Annotated in this window: 16 protein-coding genes; 9 read left to right on the top strand and 7 right to left on the bottom strand. The window is 61.2% G+C overall.

Annotated features, from left to right (window positions below):
- The first annotated feature begins 56 nt into the window (after positions 1-56).
- Genes AB6K10_RS04430 through AB6K10_RS04410 form a run of 5 tightly spaced genes read left to right on the top strand, consistent with a single transcriptional unit; the run spans position 57 to position 4,733 of the window.
- Complete coding sequence (locus tag AB6K10_RS04430; protein ID WP_159340639.1) at positions 57-842, top strand: SDR family oxidoreductase; 786 nt, start codon at positions 57-59, stop codon at positions 840-842.
- Positions 839-2,188 carry an NAD(P)/FAD-dependent oxidoreductase gene (locus AB6K10_RS04425; RefSeq protein ID WP_305947942.1) on the top strand — a complete coding sequence of 450 codons (1,350 nt, stop codon included), beginning with the start codon at positions 839-841 and terminating at the stop codon, positions 2,186-2,188. The genes AB6K10_RS04430 and AB6K10_RS04425 overlap by 4 nt, the downstream gene beginning before the upstream one ends.
- The gene (locus AB6K10_RS04420; RefSeq protein WP_253019283.1) at positions 2,185-2,949 is read left to right on the top strand and encodes a DUF1365 domain-containing protein; all 765 of its coding nucleotides are present in this window, start codon (positions 2,185-2,187) and stop codon (positions 2,947-2,949) included. The genes AB6K10_RS04425 and AB6K10_RS04420 overlap by 4 nt, the downstream gene beginning before the upstream one ends.
- On the top strand, positions 2,946-4,214 hold the full coding sequence (locus AB6K10_RS04415) for a cyclopropane-fatty-acyl-phospholipid synthase family protein (protein WP_159340636.1): 1,269 nt from the start codon (positions 2,946-2,948) through the stop codon (positions 4,212-4,214). The genes AB6K10_RS04420 and AB6K10_RS04415 overlap by 4 nt, the downstream gene beginning before the upstream one ends.
- Positions 4,215-4,733 (top strand): DUF2878 family protein, encoded by a 519-nt coding sequence (locus tag AB6K10_RS04410; RefSeq protein ID WP_339118069.1) that lies wholly within the window; start codon positions 4,215-4,217, stop codon positions 4,731-4,733. It abuts the gene before it with no gap.
- Here AB6K10_RS04410 and AB6K10_RS04405 read toward each other — a convergent pair.
- Positions 4,730-6,568, bottom strand: a complete 1,839-nt coding sequence (locus tag AB6K10_RS04405; RefSeq protein ID WP_159340634.1) for a bifunctional diguanylate cyclase/phosphodiesterase — start codon at positions 6,566-6,568, stop codon at positions 4,730-4,732. The two genes, AB6K10_RS04410 and AB6K10_RS04405, sit on opposite strands and share 4 nt — an antisense overlap.
- Before the next feature lie 271 nt (positions 6,569-6,839).
- On the opposite strand from AB6K10_RS04405, the gene fabA reads away from it, so the two are divergent.
- Both fabA and fabB read left to right on the top strand, forming a co-directional pair.
- The gene (fabA, locus tag AB6K10_RS04400) at positions 6,840-7,355 is read left to right on the top strand and encodes a 3-hydroxyacyl-[acyl-carrier-protein] dehydratase FabA (protein WP_139527837.1); all 516 of its coding nucleotides are present in this window, start codon (positions 6,840-6,842) and stop codon (positions 7,353-7,355) included.
- 12 nt (positions 7,356-7,367) lie between these two features.
- Positions 7,368-8,585, top strand: coding sequence for a beta-ketoacyl-ACP synthase I (fabB, locus tag AB6K10_RS04395; RefSeq protein ID WP_159340633.1), 1,218 nt, complete (start codon positions 7,368-7,370; stop codon positions 8,583-8,585).
- A gap of 73 nt (positions 8,586-8,658) precedes the next feature.
- Here the strand turns inward: fabB and AB6K10_RS04390 are convergent, their stop codons facing one another.
- The 4 genes from AB6K10_RS04390 to AB6K10_RS04375 all read right to left on the bottom strand — a co-directional run bounded on the left by AB6K10_RS04390 (position 8,659) and on the right by AB6K10_RS04375 (position 12,395).
- Positions 8,659-9,393, bottom strand: a complete 735-nt coding sequence (locus AB6K10_RS04390; RefSeq protein WP_159340632.1) for a 1-acyl-sn-glycerol-3-phosphate acyltransferase — start codon at positions 9,391-9,393, stop codon at positions 8,659-8,661.
- Complete coding sequence (locus tag AB6K10_RS04385) at positions 9,390-10,283, bottom strand: sugar nucleotide-binding protein (RefSeq protein ID WP_159340631.1); 894 nt, start codon at positions 10,281-10,283, stop codon at positions 9,390-9,392. The genes AB6K10_RS04390 and AB6K10_RS04385 overlap by 4 nt, the downstream gene beginning before the upstream one ends.
- A 73-nt stretch (positions 10,284-10,356) precedes the next feature.
- Complete coding sequence (gene ssb, locus AB6K10_RS04380) at positions 10,357-10,935, bottom strand: single-stranded DNA-binding protein (RefSeq protein ID WP_339118068.1); 579 nt, start codon at positions 10,933-10,935, stop codon at positions 10,357-10,359.
- Between the two features lie 80 nt (positions 10,936-11,015).
- Positions 11,016-12,395: an MFS transporter gene (locus AB6K10_RS04375; protein ID WP_285264156.1), complete on the bottom strand. Its 1,380-nt coding sequence runs from the start codon at positions 12,393-12,395 to the stop codon at positions 11,016-11,018.
- 171 nt (positions 12,396-12,566) lie between these two features.
- Between AB6K10_RS04375 and uvrA the strand changes: the two genes are divergently transcribed.
- Positions 12,567-15,416 carry an excinuclease ABC subunit UvrA gene (gene uvrA / locus AB6K10_RS04370; RefSeq protein WP_339118067.1) on the top strand — a complete coding sequence of 950 codons (2,850 nt, stop codon included), beginning with the start codon at positions 12,567-12,569 and terminating at the stop codon, positions 15,414-15,416.
- Between the two features lie 123 nt (positions 15,417-15,539).
- Positions 15,540-16,277, top strand: coding sequence for a Crp/Fnr family transcriptional regulator (locus AB6K10_RS04365; protein ID WP_159340627.1), 738 nt, complete (start codon positions 15,540-15,542; stop codon positions 16,275-16,277).
- A 57-nt stretch (positions 16,278-16,334) separates the two neighbouring features.
- On the opposite strand, the gene AB6K10_RS04360 is transcribed toward AB6K10_RS04365, so the two are convergent.
- Positions 16,335-17,084: a ribonucleoside-diphosphate reductase gene (locus AB6K10_RS04360; protein WP_339118066.1), complete on the bottom strand. Its 750-nt coding sequence runs from the start codon at positions 17,082-17,084 to the stop codon at positions 16,335-16,337.
- A gap of 48 nt (positions 17,085-17,132) precedes the next feature.
- A complete protein-coding gene (locus tag AB6K10_RS04355) occupies positions 17,133-19,244 on the bottom strand; it encodes an adenosylcobalamin-dependent ribonucleoside-diphosphate reductase (RefSeq protein ID WP_339118065.1) in 2,112 nt (703 codons plus the stop codon).
- Positions 19,245-19,388: the final 144 nt, after the last annotated feature.

Here is a 19,388-nt window from a genome sequence, read left to right as displayed (position 1 = left end):
GACCTCGTTGATCTGCACGCAGGCTGCGTGCTAACAGGCCGCTACAGGAGAGCAGGATGAGCACATGGAAAACGCCCCAACGCATCTGGTTAACCGGCGCGACGTCCGGCATTGGTGAAGCGCTGGCCAAGCAGCTGATCGAGCAAGGCCATCGCGTCGTCTTGAGCGCTCGTAATGAAGAGGCGCTGCACAAACTGTGCGATGGCCATGACAACGCCTACCCGTTGCCGCTGGATGTTAGCGACCATCAAGCCGTCCTCGCTGCGGGTGAGCAGATTCGCGAGTGGCTCGGCGCGTTGGACGTTGCGTTGTTCAATGCGGGCACCTGCGAATACCTCGATGCACGCCACTTCGATATGGCACTCGTCGAGCGGGTCTTCACTCCGAACCTATTTGGCACGCTGTACGGCGTCGACGCCGCTCTACCGCTGCTGCGTGCCGCTCGTAAGGAAGGCAAGCCCGCCCGCTTGGCCGCCACCTCGAGCGCGTCGGCCTACCTGCCGCTACCCCGCGCGGAGGCGTATGGCGCGTCGAAAGCAGCGGTCAGCTACTTCTTGGAGTCTCTGCGACTCGACCTGCACCAGGAGGGCATCGACGTGAGCTTGATTCATCCTGGCTTCGTCAAAACGCCACTCACCGACCGCAACGATTTTCCCATGCCCATGCAGGTTACCGCCGACGAAGCTGCGAAGGCGATCATTGCCGGGCTGGCCAAAGGCCGCCTGGATATTCATTTTCCACGGCGGTTTACCTATATCGTCAAATGTTTGGGAATTTTACCCCCCGCCCTGCGGCGGTGGATCGGCCTGCGCATGACGCGGCAAACCAAGGAGTCTCCATGAGCGTCACAGCGTCACAGCGCATCGCGGTTATTGGCAGCGGCATCAGCGGGATGGCTGCCGGGTGGTACCTCTCCTCACAGCACGAGGTGACCCTGTTCGAAGCCGATAGTCGACTAGGGGGCCATACGGCCACCATGGACGTTGAGGTCAACGGCGTCCCGTACGCCATCGATACCGGCTTCATCGTCTTCAATGACTGGACCTACCCCCACTTCCAACGCCTATTGGCTACCCTTGGCGTGCCCAGCCAAGCCACCGAGATGAGTTTCTCGGTGCATGAAACGGACGTCGATTTCGAGTACAACGGCCACACGTTGGCATCGCTTTTCGCCCAGCGCCGCAACCTGCTCAACCCTTCGTTCTATCGTCTGCTGCGCGACATCTTGCGCTTCAACAAGCAGGCCACCGCCGATCTGGAAAGCAAACGACTGCCCGCAGACATGACGTTGGGCGCGTACCTGGACCAACACGGCTACGGCGAAGCGTTTCAGCGTCGTTACTTGCTGCCCATGGGGGCCGCTATTTGGTCGGCGAGCATTGGTGACCTGCGCGCTTTCCCGCTGACGTTTTTCGTACGCTTTTTCCGCAACCACGGGCTGCTGTCGGTGAACCACCGTCCCCAGTGGTACACCCTCGTGGGCGGCTCCAAACGCTATATACCCAGCTTGACCGCGCCCTATGCGTCGCGCATCCGCCTCAATACCCCGGTGACCCACATTACCCGAAGCGACACGGGCGTCGTGGTGACCACGGCCCAGGGCAGCGAACGTTTCGACCAGGTCGTATTGGCGTGCCACGCCGACCAAGCCCTGGCCATGTTAGGGGATGCCTCGGCTGCCGAGCGCGAGATCCTGAGCGCAATGCCCTACCAGGACAACGAGGTGGTGCTGCACACCGACACCTCCCTGCTGCCCCGCCGCCAACGCGCGTGGGCAAGCTGGAATTATCGGCTGGATGGTCGCGGTGCCGATGAGCGGGTATCGGTGACCTACAACATGAATATCCTGCAGCGCTTAGAGGCAGACACGACGTTTTGCGTCACGCTGAACGACTCCGACAGCATCGACCCGGCCAAGGTGCTGGGCCGCTATGTCTATGCACACCCACAGTTCACGCTGGCGGGCCAGGCCGCCCAAATGCGCCACGATGAGATCTCATCGGTGGCGCGGCGCACCCACTTCTGCGGCGCTTACTGGCGCAACGGCTTTCATGAAGACGGCGTCTGGAGCGCGCTGCGCGTGGCACAGGCGCTGGGCTGTGACGAAGCCGCCGAGCCGCCCACCACGCCGACGGCGCTGCCCGCCCATGAGTTGATGCCCAACAGCGTTGGGGAGGGGTTGGGATGATTGCTGCGCCGCGCTCGCGCATCTATCGCGGTACGCTCCGCCACCGCCGCTTTACGCCCAAGACGCATACGTTTAGCTATCAGGTGTGGATGGCGTGGCTCGATCTCGACGAGCTCCCCACGCTCTTCGACGGCGTGCCGGGGTTTAGCGCACGACGCCCGGCGTTGGCACGTTTTCGCCGCGAGGATTATCTGGCCCCCACGGATCGCCCGCTGCGCACTGCCGTGCGGGAGGAGTTGACGCGCCAGCTTGGCAGCGCCCCTAACGGGCGCATTTGCATGCTGACCCAGCTGCGTACGCTCGGCACGATGTTCAATCCCATCACCGTTTACTATGCCTACGACGAACATGGCCGCTTGGCAGCGGTGCTCGGCGAGGTCACCAACATGCCCTGGCGCGAGCGCACCTGTTACGCCTGCCATGTCGAGACCGACCGCCACGCGCATCAGGCAAGCTTTGCCAAAGCCATGCACGTCTCCCCCTTCAATCCCATGGAGATGACCTATCGCTGGAAATTCAATGCGCCCGGCGATCAGCTCTATCTACATATGGAAAACTGGCAGCACGAGCAGCGCCATTTCGACGCCACGCTCACGCTCGACGCAGCCCCCGCTACGCGCGGCGTGCTGCTGGCCACCCTCGCCAAGCACCCTTGGATGAGTCTGAAAACGGTCGCGGGAATCCATTTTGAAGCGCTTCGCCTGTGGCTCAAGCGCGTCCCCGTTTATAACCACCCTAAGCGCAAGGAGACTTCAAAGTGACCACCCTGCGTACCACACCTCCCAGTAGTCAGCCCGCCCGCCAAGATCGCTTTACCCGCTGGTTAAAGCCTCGTTTGCTGGCCCAGTTGGACGCGTTTCGCGGCGGACGTATCACGCTGATCGAAGGCAACCAGTGCCATCACCTGGGCCAAGAAGGCCCGCTGCAGGTCACCGTGGTGATTCGCCACTCTCGCGCCTGGAAGCGGCTCGCCTTTGGCGGCACCGTGGGCGCTGCGGAATCCTACATGGATGGCGACTGGGATGCCGATGACTTGGTGGCCTTGGTGCGCCTGTTTGCGGCCAACCTAGAGCACGTCAATGGCAAGATGGAGAACGGCAGCGCCCGTTTCACCCGCTGGTTGCTGGGCCTGGCTTACCGCTTCCAGCGCAACAGCCTGTCCGGTTCCAAGCGCAATATCGCCGCCCATTACGACATTGGTAACGACCTCTTTGCAACGTTCCTGGATAAACGCCACTGGATGTACTCCAGCGCCGTCTTCCCCTACCCGGAAGCCAGTTTGGAAGAGGCCTCGACCTACAAACTCGACATCATGCTCGAGAAGTTGGACGTTCGTCCCGAGCATCATTTGCTGGAGATCGGCACGGGCTGGGGCGGGCTGGCCATTCATGCCGCCAAGACACGCGGCTGCCGGGTGACCACCACGACGATTTCCGAGGAGCAGCATGCACATACGGCCCAGCGCATCAAAGAAGAGGGCCTGGAAGACAAGATTACGCTGCTAAAGCAGGATTATCGGGAACTCACCGGGCGCTTTGACCGCTTGATCTCGGTGGAAATGATCGAGGCCGTGGGGCACCAGTACCTCAACACGTATCTCGAAAAGGTCGATAGTCTGCTGACCGACGATGGTCAGGCGATGCTGCAAGCGATCACCATTCGCGACCAGCGCTTCGAAGAAGCCAAGCGCGACATGGACTTCATCAAACGCTACATCTTCCCCGGCGGCTTTTTGCCCTCCCACCACGCCATGCTGTCTGGCGTGATGCGCAAAACGTCCCTCAACGTGGTGGCGCTCGATGAGATCGGTCAGCACTACGCACGGACGCTGCGGGAGTGGCGGCACCGTTTCGAGGCGAGCCTCGATCAGGTCCGCAGCCAAGGCTACGACGAGCGCTTTATCCGCATGTGGCGCTACTATCTGTGCTACTGCGAGGGAGGCTTCATCGAGCGCTCCATTGGCACCTGCCACCTACTGCTGGCAAAGCCTGCTGCAAAACCGGTACCGCTGACGGGAGCCCTGTAAATGGCATCGCCCTCCCCATGGCCCGTGCGCGCGTTGCTGTTCAACGCGCTGCGCTTCGAGGCAGGCTGGACGCTGTGCGTGCTGGGTGGCTCGTGGGTCGCTGCGGCCACGGGGGTGGCGCTGCTGGGCTGGCACTTTTGGCACTGGGCCAGACCCGGCGAATGGCGCTTCATCGGCTTGTTTGCCCTGCTAGGGCTGGTGCTGGACGGCGGGCTGCACTTGGCGGGCGGTTTCGATTTTGGTGACCAGGCGCTCGTCGCGGGCCTGCTGCCCCTATGGCTGTGGATGCTGTGGCCGCTGTTCGCCACGCTGGTGTTTCACTCGTTGGCCTGGCTGTGGCGCTATCCGCTCGTCGCCGCTGCCTGCGGTGCCATCAGCGGCCCGCTCTCTTACCTGGGTGGGGCAGCGTTGGCCAACGTGAGTTTGGCGCCGTGGCTACTGCCCGTGCAGGCAGTCATCTGGGCAGCGCTCTGTCTGGGTATTTGCCGTTACGCTGGGCGAGTCATCACGACGCGTTAGTGGGCACCTTCTGCCAGTGCGACGGGCGACCAGCGCTGCTCTAGCTCAGCAGCGGGTAACGGCTTGGCAAAGTAGAATCCCTGCACCAGCGTACAGCCCGCGTTGACCAGGAACTGGCACTGGGCTTGCGTTTCGACGCCCTCCGCGACGACTTCCAACCCCATCCCCTCGGCCATGGCCAAGACCGCCGTTACGATCGCCGCATCCGCCTGGTCGTTGGGAAGCTCGCGAATGAAGGCACGGTCCAGCTTGATCTTATCCACCGGCAGCCGCTTCAAGTAACCTAACGATGAGTAGCCGGTGCCGAAATCGTCGATGGCAATGGCGTAACCAAGCTCTCGGAGCGCCTGCAGGCGCGGCCCCATATCACCGGCCCGCTCATCCAGCAGCACCGATTCGGTCAGCTCCAGACCAATTTGTGACGGTTTGAGCTGATAGCGCTCCAGGCAGGTCGCCAGCTGGGTTTCCAGATCGCCCTGAAAGAGCTGTAGCGCGGAGATATTGATCCACACGGTCACCTTGGGCATACCGCTGTTTTGCCAGTGCGCCTGTTGAGCGCATGCTTTCTCGATCACCCAACTGCCCAGCTCGGCCATCAGGCCATGGCGCTCCGCCAGTGGAATGAACTCGCCCGGTGAAACCATACCATCTTGGGGGTGGCGCCAGCGCAGCAGTGCCTCCATGCCCATCAGCTCACCGCTGCCAGGATGGTGCTGGGTCTGGTAGTGAAGCTCTAGCTGGTCACCGGAGATCAGTGCGGCGCGCAGGTCACTGACCAGCGCAAGCTGGGGGTTATCCTGCTTATCCAGCGCTGGGCGAAAGCGCTGGCTATGGTTGCGACCCAATCGTTTGGCACTGTACAGCGCGGACTCCAGCCGCTGGAACAGCACGCCGGAATCGCGGCCATCCTCGGGGGCGCGACAGCTACCGATGGTCAATCCTAAACGCAGCGACTGATCGTTGATCTCGAACGGACTGCACATGTGGTCACGCAGGGTCATGATCCACTGATCATGATCATCGAAGGTAGTGGTGCGAATCACCAAGAACTCATCACCCCCCAGGCGGCCGACGACGCTGCCCGCCATGTAGCTGGTAAGCCGCTGAGCAAAGCGCGCCAACAGACGGTCGCCCTGCTCGACGCCCAAGCTGTCGTTGACCGATTTCAGACCATCGATGTCGATCAGCGCCATGTCCAGACTCTCGCCGGCACGCAAGTGACGAAGCCGTGAGGACATCAAATCGTGCAGGCGGCGTCGGTTAGGCAGGCCGGTCAGGGGGTCTTCGTAGCCGATGCGGCGCAGGTCGCGCTCGCGGGCTTTTTGCGCGGAAATATCGGTGAACAGGCTGATGAAGTGGGTGATCTTGCCGCGTTTGTCGGTCACCGCGCGAACCTTGAGCCACTCTGGGTACTCGTCGCCATGTTTACGACGGTTCCACATCTCCCCTTCCCACCGCCCGGTGGCTTTCAGGGTGCTCCAGAAACTTTGGTAGAAGGCTTTGTCGTGACGCTGTGCGGCCAGGGTTTCGAGCTTGCGGCCGACCATCTCCTGGCTCTCGTAGCCGGTAATGTCGGTAAAGGCGGGATTGACGGCCAACACACGGTTCTGCACATCGCTGATGACCATGGCATCCCCTGCGAGCCCCATGGCGTCTTGGGCAAGCTTCAAACGCAAGCGCTGTTGACGCACCTGGTGCCAAGCGTCCCACAACCCCAACGCCACCAGGCTGGCGGCCACCATGCGCAGCGCAGTATCGGGAATCCATACACATGCAGGCAGCGCCATGAGCGCCACCCAAACCAGCGGACGATTAAGAGAAACAGGCAGCCACATGGCGGTTCTTGTTGTCCTATCAGCAGTCACTACAAAACATCACGTGGACGACATCATGCCGCCTAACCAAAAACTTGGATAGAGCATATTACGTCAATAGGCCGTTTATTGTGCGAATTCGCCTCGACGATTGTCACAATAACGTCATTTGCTTTATCGGCAAGCCCTTAAAAAGGGTTAGAAAGTCACGATAAAGCGCCTGCGACGTGCATTCGGAGGTTTCGGGAAGTAGACTAGGCGCAACAACCATCTTCATACTCGGAACGATTCAGTGACCAAGCAACATTCCTTTGATCGCGAAGAACTGCTGGCCTGCTCGCGCGGCGAGCTTTTTGGCCCAGGCAATGCCCAGCTGCCAGCGCCTAACATGCTGATGCTTGATCGCATCACGCACATTCATGAAGAGGGCGGTGAGCATGGTAAGGGCGAGCTGATCGCCGAGCTGGATATCACCCCGGATCTGTGGTTTTTCGACTGTCACTTTCCCGGTGACCCGGTGATGCCCGGCTGCTTGGGTCTCGACGCGATGTGGCAGCTGGTCGGTTTCTACCTGGGCTGGCTCGGCCATCCTGGCCGTGGCCGTGCGCTAGGCTGCGGCGAAGTGAAATTCAGCGGCCAAATTTTGCCCGACGCTCAAAAAGTGACGTACCGCATCAACATGAAACGCGTCATTACCCGTCGGCTTATCCTAGGCATCGCCGACGGCACCGTGTCCGTCGACGGGCGCGATATCTACCAGGCTAATGACCTGCGCGTTGGCCTATTCACCTCCACTGCGAATTTCTAACAGGAGGCTCCCATGCGACGAGTGGTAGTCACCGGCCTTGGCATCGTGTCGTGCTTAGGCAACGACCAGCAACAGGTCTTAGACGCGCTCAAAAGCGGGCGCAGCGGTATTCGTTTCAAGGAAGAGTACGCCGAGCGCGGCTTCCGTAGCCATGTGGCAGGCAGCGTCGATATCGACCTAGACGCGTTGATCGACCGCAAACTGCGCCGCTTCATGGGCGATGCAGCGGCCTACGCCTACGTTTCGATGGCTCAGGCCATCGAAGACGCAGGCTTGACCGACGCGCAAGTGTCGAACGAGCGCACCGGCCTGATTGCCGGCTCGGGCGGCGCGTCCAGCGCCAACCAGGTCGAAGCCGCCGATGCAATGCGTGAGAAAGGCCTGCGCCGCGTTGGCCCTTACCGTGTGACCCGCACCATGGGCAGCACGGTGTCAGCCTGCTTGGCCACGCCGTTCAAAATCAAAGGCGTGAATTACTCCATCTCCTCTGCCTGTGCGACTTCCGCTCACTGCATCGGTAGCGCCATGGAGCAGATTCAGCTCGGCAAGCAGGACGTGGTCTTTGCTGGCGGTGGCGAAGAGGAGCACTGGACGCTGTCGTGCTTGTTCGACGCCATGGGCGCGCTCTCCACGCACTACAACGACACCCCGGACAAAGCCTCTCGCCCCTACGATCAGGCCCGCGACGGCTTCGTCATCGCGGGCGGTGGCGGCATGCTGGTGCTTGAAGAGCTCGAGCACGCGAAAGCGCGCGGCGCGAAGATCTACGGCGAGCTGGTAGGCTATGGTGCGACCTCCGACGGTCATGACATGGTCGCCCCTTCTGGAGAGGGTGCCATGCGCTGCATGCATCAGGCCATGGCCACGGTGCAGGGCGACATCGACTACATCAACACCCACGGCACGTCGACGCCGGTAGGCGACGTCGCCGAGCTGAAAGCGATCCGCAGCGTGTTCGGCAACTCCACGCCCGCCATGAGCTCGACCAAGTCGCTGACCGGCCACTCGCTGGGCGCTACCGGTGTCCAGGAAGCGATCTACTCGCTGCTGATGATGCAGCATAACTTCGTCGCCGCGTCTGCCAACGTCGAGACACTCGACGAGCAGGCCGACGGTTTCGATATCGTAACCCAGCGTCGCGACGACGTTACCCTCGAGCGCGTGCTTTCCAACAGCTTCGGCTTTGGCGGCACCAACGCCTGCCTGGTGTTCCAGCGTTACGACGGCTGAGGCACATCAGCAGCCATCAAAAACGGCGCCTTCGGGCGCCGTTTTTTGTGCTGCGTTCTCTGCCCCGCGCTGCTTAGCGCGCCGTGGGCCTGGGGACCTCGGAAATCTCCTGTAGCTGACCCTCGATCCAGGCTTCGACATCCGCCAACACCTCGTCCGGTGTGCGCCCTTCGGTCGCAATGGGGGCGCCAATGCGTACGCGGAGCACCCCTGGGCGCTTGACCCAGTGCCGCCCGGGCCAACGCTCACCGGCATTGTGAGCCACGGGAAGCACCGGCACACCGGCACGGCAGGCAACGACGCTACCGCTTTTGTTGTAGCGCTTGCGCACGCCAGGATCTACCCGTGTTCCCTCCGGAAAAATCAGGACGGACAACCCCGTCCCCAGGCGCTCAACGCCCTGGGTCAGCACCTGCTTCATGGCCCGGGCAGGCTTGGAGCGATCCAAACTGATCGGGCGTAGCAAACGCAGGCCCCACCCAAAGACCGGGATGCGCAGCAGCTCGCGTTTGAGCACGGTGCACACCGGCGGCTTCATCACTTGTAGAAAGACCGTCTCCCACTCGCACTGGTGATTGGCTTGAATTACGCAGGGGCCTGTCGGGATATTCTCCCGCCCTTGAATCTCGTAGCGCACGCCGCAGGCAATGCGAAACCACACCATCAGGAAGTAGTTATAAAGATTCAACAGCCGGTAGCGCGCCGCCAGTGGCAGAAACGGTGCGATGGGTAGAAAAAGCACGCCAATGAGCAGCATGGCAGTGAAATAACCTACATAAAACAGCAGGCTGCGTACCACATTGATCAAACTGACTCTCCTGTCCCAACGTCATCGGGCTGCTGGTCGCGCGTGAGGCACCAGGCATCCAGCATCCGTCCTACTTCCAACCGCCATGGCTTTTGATGAACGCCAAACACGTCCAGCACGCGGCGACAGTTCAACACGCGGCGCAGTTTGGCATCGTGATGGTGATTCAGCGCTTGAACGTCGCCGAGCGCGACCGTCTCCCCCCGCCCTTCCAAGTGCGTGGCCAGTTGGGTGCGCACCATCGACGTGAACGTGAACGCACTGACCGGCTCGGTACCTGCCAAATGGTAGGCCCCCCAAGCGTCGGCCCCGCAGGCCTGCTGCTGCAGCATGCCAATGAGCGCCATGGCGACCGCATCGGCCGACGTGGGGCAGAAGACGACATCTTCGGCGGCACGCACCGCTTGTCCGGTCACCAGACTGTCGATGATTTCATTCAGCCAAGCGTGGCTGCCTTCTAGCGCAAACAGCGGCCCCAAACGTACGATCAGGTGGCGATGGTATTCGGCGCGAATGCGGTCGCCGGTCTGTACGAGGCGGCGTAAACACTCGTCGCGCGGAGCAGGCACGACGTGCTCATCGATGGGGATATCGAATCCCTCCTCGTAGAGCTGATCGGACACGCACCATACCAGCGCCACCCCTTGGGTTTGACACGCATCCACGCAGCGATCCACGGCGTCCGCATGGGCTTTCACCTCGGCAGGGGTCATGCTCAGCGGATGCGCCAGCGGTGGAATGATCACCGCATCGGGCGCGATGGCCTGTAGCTGGCTCGGCGTGACGTCGAGGCCCTGTTCAATCACGAGCTCGGTATCGGTGCGCCGGCTCGCTTCCCGGGCGAGTGCTAAACTCAAGCAGTGCCCGGCATCCAGTATCAGCAGCTTCAAGACAGACCCTCTCCCTCAACCCAAGAACATAGCGGCTCGCGCGTCACCCCATGACGACGCAGCAAGACGCGAATCAGAACGGAATTTCGTCATCGAAATCGTCGAAATTGCCCGGATCGGGCGCGCCGTAGCTGCTGTTCTGCTGGTTGGGTGCAGGCTGCTGAGGCTGCGGGGCAGGGGCGTTACGCTGGGGAGCACCCTGCGACGGATAGCCACCCTGCTGAGGGCCATAGTGTTGCTGCGGCGGCGCCTGCTGAGCGGGAGTCTGCTGGGCGTAGCCACCTTGCGGCGCACCGCCGCCCTGGTAATCGCCGCTGCGGCCATCGAGCATCTGCATGTCGTTGGCGACGATTTCCGTGCTGTAGCGCTCCTGACCATTTTGATCCTGCCACTTGCGCGTTTGCAGGCGGCCTTCGATGTAGACCTTCGAACCTTTTTTCAGGTACTGCTGGGCAATCTCGGCCGTCTTATTGAACAGCACCACTCGGTGCCACTCGGTGCGCTCCTGGCGCTGGCCGCTCTGACGATCCATCCAAGTGTCGGAGGTGGCCAAGTTCAGGTTCGCCACGGCAGTGCCGGAGGGCGTGAAACGAACTTCCGGGTCTTGGCCCAGGTTGCCAATCAAGATTACTTTGTTAATACCGCGCGCCATAAGGTCGCTCCTCGTCATCATTCATCGTATACATTAACGGCTCACTGACTGCCCGTCACAGCATAGCCAGCGGTAAGTCGTTAGGTTCGTGGCGGTGACATCAATCTCGCCAGCGCCGCTTGGTCCAGCGCGTCCCGATTGACTTTCAAATAGACCAACCGCTCTTCGGGCACGACCATCACATCTTCCACACCGACCACGTCGGCGAGATGCTCCATCAACAGGTTCATCGCATCGGGCTGCGTCTCGTGCAGCGCCATCACTTCACTCGAGAGCGGCGGCGGCGAGGGCATGCGCCACATGGCCGCCCACCACCCCAGCGCCAGCACGGCACAGCCGATAAAGACAGCGTTGAGCCCCCACACGTTGGCTAACAAGCCGCCCAGCGTGCCGCCCAAAAATGCGCCTAAAAACTGGCTGGTGGAGTACACCCCCATCGCCGTTCCTTTGGCGCCGGCGGGAGCCAGCTTACTGAGCATGGAAGGCAGCGTCGCCTCCAGCAAATTAAATCCGGTAAAAAACACGAACAGCCACACGAACAGCCAGTGCCCTTGGGAGAGCGGCATCCCCAGGCTCGCCAGGCTCAAGGCAATGGCCCCAATGGCCAGCAGGCACATCAGCTTCATCCGCTGACGCTTCTCCGCGACGATGACCAGCGGCACCATGGCGACGAACGACAGTGCCATGATGCCGAGATAGGCAAGCCCATGGTACTCCACCGCTACGCCAGCGTTGAGCAGGCGAAACGGAATGGCGACGAAAATGGCCATCAGCACCAGGTGCAGGGCAAAAATCGATAGATCCAGCCGCCACAGGTCTGGCCGGGTGATCACACTCTTGAACTGCTGACGGTCCAGCCCTACGTCGCGATGACGCAACCGACGTGGCGCGGGCGGTACCCAGCGCCACAGCACGACCAGCCCCACGAGCGTCAGCAGCGCGGTAAACCAAAACACCCCGGAGAGCCCGGCCCAGGCGGCCAGCCAGGGGCCAAGCACCATGGCAATGGCGAACGAGACGCCAATCGAGAGACCGATAGTGGCCATGGCGGCGGTGCGAACCTGCTCGCGGGTTTGATCGGCGAGCAGCGCCATGATGGCGGCGGCCACGGCGCCGCCGCCCTGCAGCGCGCGCCCGGCGATCACGCCGACAATCGTATCCGCCATCGCGGCGACCACGCTGCCGACGGCAAAGATCAAAAGCCCCATGGCAATCACGCGTTTGCGCCCGATACGATCAGAGAGCAGGCCAAACGGAATCTGCAGCGACGCTTGGGTCAGGCCATAGATGCCTAGCGCTACCCCAACGAGCAGCGGCGTCGCGCCTGCCAGCGTATCGGCATAGAGCGCGAGCACCGGCAGAACCATGAAGAGTCCCAGCATACGAGACGCATAAAGGCCAGCCAAGCCGCTGATTGCACGGCGTTCAGCGGCCAGCAGCAGTGCGGAAACCTTGCGCATAGTGCCCTTGTGTATGGTGGATGGGCCAGAACGGCCTGAGGTAACCCCCCATTCTAGCGCTTTGTCATCACGCTGGAAACGCCAAGCACAGCGGCGACAGCCGAGACAGTTTTGCCGGGAAGGGTACAGCAAACGTATAATTACGCTTTTGCCACGCGATTCGAGGTGTTGATGGACAGCATTCTGGTCAGGGGTGCCCGCACCCACAACCTCAAGCAGATCGATGTGGAGCTGCCCCGTGACAAACTGATTGTCATTACCGGGCTCTCCGGCTCCGGCAAGTCATCGCTGGCGTTCGATACGCTTTACGCGGAGGGGCAGCGTCGCTACGTGGAGTCGCTCTCCACCTATGCGCGCCAGTTCCTGTCGATGATGGAAAAACCCGATGTGGATCACATCGAAGGACTCTCTCCTGCCATCTCCATCGAGCAGAAATCCACCTCGCACAACCCCCGCTCGACGGTCGGCACGATCACCGAAATTTACGACTACCTGCGCCTGCTGTTTGCCCGCGCGGGCACACCGCGCTGCCCTGAGCACGGGGAAGACCTGGAAGCACAAACCATCTCGCAAATGGTCGACCAGGTGATGAACCTCGCCGAGGGCACCAAGCTGATGCTGCTGGCCCCGGTGGTGAAGGGCCGCAAAGGTGAGCACCTGCAGCTGCTCAGTGAGCTACGCGCCCAGGGCTTCGTGCGGGTTCAGATCGACGGTCAAGTGCTCGAACTCGACGACATCGCGCCGCTGGATAAGCGTAAAAAGCATGACATCAGCGTGGTGGTCGACCGCTTCAAAGTGCGCAACGACATTGCTCAGCGACTCGCGGAGTCGTTTGAAACGGCGCTGAACCTTGCCGACGGCACGGCGATGATTCACTTCATGGACGGCGAGCAGGAAGACCTCGCCTTCTCGTCGCGCTTTGCCTGCCCGGTGTGTGGCTACTCGCTCTCCGAGCTCGAGCCGCGCATGTTCTCCTTCAACAACCCGGCGGGTGCCTGCCCGACCTGCGACGGCTTGGGCGTTCAACAATACTTCGACCCCGACAAGCTCATCAGCCACCCAGAGCTCTCTTTGGCGGAGGGCGTGATCAAGGGCTGGGATCGCCGCAACATCTACTACTTCACCCAGCTACAGGCCCTGGCCAAGCACTATCGCTTCGAGCTGGAAACGCCGTGGCAGGAGCTGGCGCGCCACGAGCGTGAGATCATCCTCAACGGTAGCGGCAATGAGCAAATTCCGTTCGTGTACGTCGGGGATCGCGGCCGCAAAGTCACCCGGGAGCATGCCTTCGAAGGCGTGCTGCCCAACATGCAGCGCCGCTATCGGGAAACCGAATCCAACATGGTGCGTGACGATCTTGCCAAGTATATCGCCGTGCAGCCGTGTACCACCTGCGGCGGCTCGCGGCTGCGCAAAGAGTCGCGCCATGTGTACGTGGACGACCAAAACATTGCGGATATCGTTCACCTGCCGATTGGCGACGCGTGGCGCTACTTTGCCGAGCTGGCCCTGCCGGGCCGCAAAGGCGAAATCGCCGACAAGATCGTCAACGAGATCCACGCGCGCCTAGAGTTCCTGGTCAACGTGGGCCTGGACTACCTGAACCTAGAGCGCAGCGCCGACACCCTCTCCGGCGGCGAAGCCCAGCGCATCCGTCTGGCCAGCCAGATCGGCGCGGGGCTGGTAGGCGTCATGTACATCCTGGACGAGCCCTCCATCGGCCTGCACCAGCGGGATAACGATCGCCTGTTGAAAACCCTGGAGCGGCTGCGCGACCTGGGCAACACCGTGATCGTAGTCGAGCACGACGAAGACGCCATTCGCGCGGCGGACCATGTCCTGGACATTGGCCCCGGTGCCGGGGTGCACGGCGGTGAAATCGTCGCCCAAGGCACGCCGCAGCAGGTGATGGACAACCCCCACTCACTGACCGGTCAATACCTCTCCGGCACCCGCGAAATTGCCGTGCCGCCCTACCGCATTCCCGGCAACCCGGAAAAGCAGCTGGTCGTGCGCGGCGCTACGGGTAATAACTTACAGAACGTTACCCTCAGCCTGCCGCTGGGGCTGTTCATTGCCGTGACCGGGGTCTCCGGCTCGGGCAAGTCGACGCTGATCAACGGCACGCTGATGCCCATTGCGGCCCGCGAACTCAACCGCGCCACCACCTTGACCCCAGCGCCCTACGAGAAGGTCGAAGGTCTCGATCAGCTCGATAAAGTGATCGATATCGACCAGAGCCCCATTGGCCGGACACCGCGCTCCAATCCAGCGACGTACACCGGTATTTTCACACCCATTCGCGAGCTGTTTGCGGGAACCCAAGAGGCGCGCTCGCGGGGCTATAAGCCGGGCCGCTTCAGCTTTAACGTCAAGGGCGGGCGCTGCGAGGCGTGCCAGGGCGAAGGGATGATCAAGGTAGAGATGCACTTCCTGCCAGATATCTACGTGCCCTGCGACGTGTGTAAAGGCAAGCGCTATAACCGTGAAACGCTGGACATTCACTACAAAGGCAAGACCATCCACGAAGTGCTGGAAATGACCGTGGAAGACGCGCTGGCGTTCTTCAGCCCGGTGCCTGCCATTGCCCGCCGTCTGCAAACGCTGATGGATGTCGGCCTGTCGTACATTCGCTTGGGGCAGAGCGCGACCACGCTCTCCGGCGGCGAGGCCCAGCGGGTCAAGCTGGCCCGCGAGCTGGCCAAGCGCGATACCGGTAAAACGCTCTACATTCTGGATGAGCCCACCACGGGGCTGCATTTCGAGGATATTCGTCAACTGCTCACGGTACTGCACCGCCTGCGCGACCACGGCAATACCATCGTGGTCATCGAGCACAATCTGGATGTGATCAAGACCGCGGACTGGCTGATCGACCTTGGCCCAGAAGGGGGGTCCGGGGGCGGACAAATCATCGCCGAAGGCACCCCAGAGCAGATTGCCAAGCAGAGCGTTTCCCACACGGGGCGCTTCTTGGCTCCTCTTCTTGAGCGGGGTAACCGTGCGTCGTCCACGTCCTAAGCGGCCTCTCCCCGGCGCGAGCGCGCCGGGGAGAGTAAAAGAGCAGGCATGCCCCGCATAGACTGCTTATAGTAAGTAGCGACGCCGTTTAACAAAGGTGGATTGCATCGAGGAGAAGGACGCGTGGAACAGGATAAGAGCTGCATTATTCGCCACTTTAGCCACTACTGCACGCTGACAGACGACGAAAAGCAGTTGCTCGACTCGCTGGAAGAGAGCCCGACCGACATCAAGTCTGGCTCGCTACTTTGGGAGATGGGCGCCCCCGCCAACGAGTTTTGTACGCTGCGCAGCGGCTGGGCTTACTCTTACCGTCACTTGGAAAACGGTGATCGGCAAATTTTGGAAGTGTTTCTCCCCGGCGACATCATCGGCTTGAGGGAATTCGCCTTTTCTCAACGGCTTGAGAACGTGCGCATGATTACCGACGGGGTAGTGTGCCACTTCCCCCACAAGCGGATGTTGGAGCTGTTTCGCCAGTCGCTGCCATTGACCTCGGTGATGTTTGCCATCGGCAGTCGTCAACAGGCGCTGCTCACCGAGCGGTTGGTGAATCTCGCTCGGCGCAGCGCGCGCCAAAAAATGGCGCATTTTCTCCATGAAATGTACCTGCGCCTACGCCAAACCAATGACGATATCAGCGGGCAGTTTCGTTTACCGCTCTCCCAGGAGCAGCTGGCGGATATTCTCGGGCTGAGTCCGGTGCATGTCAGCCGCACGTTCAGTGCACTCAGCGAGGATGGACTGGTCTTCCGTGACCGCCACCACGTGTCGATTCCCGATCTCGAGGCGCTGGCCACAGAAGGAGAATTCGATGACTGCTACCTGACCGATAACGTTCGCCCCTTATTCAATGATTGATGGCTTCACGAGGGCCTCTTTCCGTCGCCCTGCTGGAGGGCGACGAGACGGGAGGCGTTAGCCGCATTTGGACCAGCCGCAACCGGCATAACAGGTAGGGCAGCCATCCATCATGATCAAGTCCCCTCGGCATTCGGGGCAGGTGCCCACGGTGGCTGGAGTGCCGCTGGCGGATGTAGGCGTGGCTGCGGCCTCATCGACGGTTGGGCGCTCGTCGGGCTGCCACGCATGGCCGTGCTGCATCCGATGGGCATAGCGAGCCACCAGCGTCTCCACCGGCACTTGGTTGCCCTCCTGATCCAAGAAACCTCGCCGATAGAGAATTTGCTGAATCGACCAGGCAATCGCCGCCACTTCCGAATCGTGAAACATCGGTTTGTTCCAGCGGTTCATTCCGCAGCGCACCAGCCCTTTGTCCCAGGCCACCTTGCGCAGGTCCGCCACGGCCTGCGTGACATAGCCACCCCGCGCAGCCAGCGATAGGCTGCGCATGGTGGCGGTGATCCACTGGTGCTCGCTGGAGAGCTGGCCCGACGGGAAGAAGAACTCTACCGGGCGCTCGATCACGACGCGCTGCCCGCCGACCACACCCTCCACGGGCATGAACGACACCAGCAAATAGACCTTCTTGCGCCCTTCGGCCCCCACGTAGGAGATCTTCTCCGACACCGCCTCCAGCGTCCCCTCTGGGCGCGATGGAATACGGACCGTCAGCGGGTCCTCTTCGGCCAACACGGGCTCGAGGGCTGGCTGCTCCGGCTGCTTGATCCGGTAACCGACAATTTTCGACGTAATTTCGACCGCCATAACGTTCTCTCCAGGTCTTTCGACAGTTCATCAAGCCAGCGTTGGCGCTTACCACTTGCCGTAGGTGCCCTCTTTCAAGGCATCGAACAGATTGGCGGCGTTATGCTCCTCACCGTCGTAAAGCACTTTTTCGTCACCCGTTAGCTCCAGCGTCTCGCCACTCTCCAGCTCGAACACGTAAGTGGTGTTCTTCAGGTCATCCTCACGCACCAGCACGCCCTGGAAAGCTTCCGGGTTGAAGCGGAAGGTAGTACAGCCTTTCAAACGGCTCTCATACGCCTGCAAATAGAGGTCTTGGAACTGCTCGAACGGGAACTCGGTCGGCACGTTGACCGTTTTGGAAATGGCAGAATCCACCCACTGCTGTGCCGCTGCTTGTACCGCCACGTGCTGCTCTGGGGACACCGAATCAGCGGTAATGAAGTAGTCCGGCAGATCGCTTTCTACCGCATCGGCAGCGATGAAGTGGCGATAGGCGGCCAGCTCGAAGGAGACCACTTCCACCTGCTCCTTGGTCTTTTTGCCGGACTGAATGATGTTGCGGAAATAGCGATGAGAGAACGACGGCTCGATACCATTCGAGGCGTTGTTACCCATGGAGAGCGAGATAGTACCCGTAGGGGCAATCGAACTGTGGTGGGTAAAGCGTGCGCCGTGTTCAGCAAGCTGTGCCACCAGCTCCGGCTCCAGCTCGGCCACTTTGGCCATGTATTGACTGTAGCGGGCGTGAAGGATGCGGCCCGGCACCTTGTCGCCTACCTCGTAACCGTCGCTGGCCAGTTGTGGGCGCTCGCGCATCATCTTGGGCGTAATGGTGTGCTCCTCTTCAAGCACAGGCGCCATGCCCTTCTCTTTAGAAAGCACAAGGGCCTGCTTCCATCCCTCTAACGCCAGATGACGGCTCACCTCTTCGGTGAAGGCCAACGACGCTTGAGAACCGTAGGGAATTTTCAGCATCGTCAGCGTCGAGCCCAGACCCAAAAAGCCCATGCCGTGGCGACGCTTGGCTTCGATTTCACGCTGCTGCTGGGGAAGCGGCAGGCCAGCAATGTCCACCACGTTATCGAGCATGCGCGTAAAGATCGCCACGACGTTGCGATAGCGCTCCCAATCAAACCGCGGCTCGGCGCCGAACGGTTCGATCACGAACTTGGTCAGGTTGACCGAGCCCAGCAGGCAAGCTCCCTCTGGCGGTAGCGGCTGCTCGCCGCAAGGGTTGGTCGCGCGGATATCTTCGCAGAACCAGTTGTTGTTCATGCGATTGACCTGATCGATCAAGATGAAGCCCGGCTCGGCGTAGTCGTAGGTGGAGGCCATGATCGTGTCCCACAGCTCGCGGGCCTTGATCACCTCGACAATACGGCAGGCCACACGCCCCTGATCATCCACCGTGTAGCCCTCTTCTACCACCGGCCAGTCGCGGTAAATGATGTCGTCAGCGCTCACGTCCTCTTTTTCACCTGGGTGCAGCGGAAAGGCCAGCGGCCAGTCGGCGTTGTGCTTCACGGCTTCCATGAACTCGTCGGTGATCAGCAGGCTCAGATTGAACTGACGCAGCCGCCCGGCTTCGCGCTTGGCCTGAATGAACGCCCGCACGTCAGGGTGGCCCACATCGAAGGTACCCATCTGCGCACCGCGACGGCCCCCGGCAGATGCCACGGTGAAACACATCTTGTCGTAGATATCCATGAAGGCCAACGGGCCATTGGTGCCCGCGCCTGCGCCAAACACGAACGCGCCCTTATGGCGCAGAGTGGAAAAGTCGTAGCCGATCCCGGCCCCTGATTTCAGCGTCATTCCCGCATCGACCACGGAATCGAGAATATCGCGCATGGAATCCCGAATGGTGCGCGACACGGTGCAGTTGATCAGGCTGACGGCGGGCTTATAGGCTTCGGCGCCGGCATTGGAGAGAATGCGCCCGGCGGGAATGGCACCGTTCTCCAGCGCCCAGCGGAACTTGGGCAGCCACTCGTCAGCGCGATCTCCCTCGACGGCCGCCAGCGCCCGCGCTACGCGCTCGAACGTCGCCGAGACGTCCTGATCCACCGGATGGCCATGGCGATCTTTCAATCGATATTTGGCATCCCAGATCTCTCTAGAGGGGGCCTGTAGAGGGACCTCACTGGATGTCTTCATCGCCTTGGCTGCGGTGTTCATGTCAAGAAACTCCTTCACGAGGGATCAATAGCGGCTGAGAACAGCCCGATTATACGAGGCATCGCCAAGGAGTATAGACCCGACTTTCTACTATATGGGCCGTCTTTTTTCATCAAACACACTAGATATAGAAAAATCAGCACC

Source organism: Halomonas sp. BMC6 (assembly GCF_964204995.1).
Lineage (GTDB): Bacteria > Pseudomonadota > Gammaproteobacteria > Pseudomonadales > Halomonadaceae > Vreelandella.
Note: the sequence above shows the minus strand (reverse complement) of the source record. Positions and strands in the feature narration are given on the sequence as shown.

Coding starts and splice junctions, on each gene's coding strand:
- ssb (WP_339118068.1), bottom strand. CDS start 10,935: ATGGCGCGCGGTATTAACAAAGTAATCTTGATTGGCAACCTGGGCCAA.
- AB6K10_RS04420 (WP_253019283.1), top strand. CDS start 2,185: ATGATTGCTGCGCCGCGCTCGCGCATCTATCGCGGTACGCTCCGCCAC.
- AB6K10_RS04375 (WP_285264156.1), bottom strand. CDS start 12,395: ATGCGCAAGGTTTCCGCACTGCTGCTGGCCGCTGAACGCCGTGCAATC.
- AB6K10_RS04405 (WP_159340634.1), bottom strand. CDS start 6,568: ATGTGGCTGCCTGTTTCTCTTAATCGTCCGCTGGTTTGGGTGGCGCTC.
- AB6K10_RS04410 (WP_339118069.1), top strand. CDS start 4,215: ATGGCATCGCCCTCCCCATGGCCCGTGCGCGCGTTGCTGTTCAACGCG.
- uvrA (WP_339118067.1), top strand. CDS start 12,567: ATGGACAGCATTCTGGTCAGGGGTGCCCGCACCCACAACCTCAAGCAG.
- AB6K10_RS04430 (WP_159340639.1), top strand. CDS start 57: ATGAGCACATGGAAAACGCCCCAACGCATCTGGTTAACCGGCGCGACG.
- AB6K10_RS04360 (WP_339118066.1), bottom strand. CDS start 17,084: ATGGCGGTCGAAATTACGTCGAAAATTGTCGGTTACCGGATCAAGCAG.
- fabB (WP_159340633.1), top strand. CDS start 7,368: ATGCGACGAGTGGTAGTCACCGGCCTTGGCATCGTGTCGTGCTTAGGC.
- AB6K10_RS04355 (WP_339118065.1), bottom strand. CDS start 19,244: ATGAACACCGCAGCCAAGGCGATGAAGACATCCAGTGAGGTCCCTCTA.
- AB6K10_RS04425 (WP_305947942.1), top strand. CDS start 839: ATGAGCGTCACAGCGTCACAGCGCATCGCGGTTATTGGCAGCGGCATC.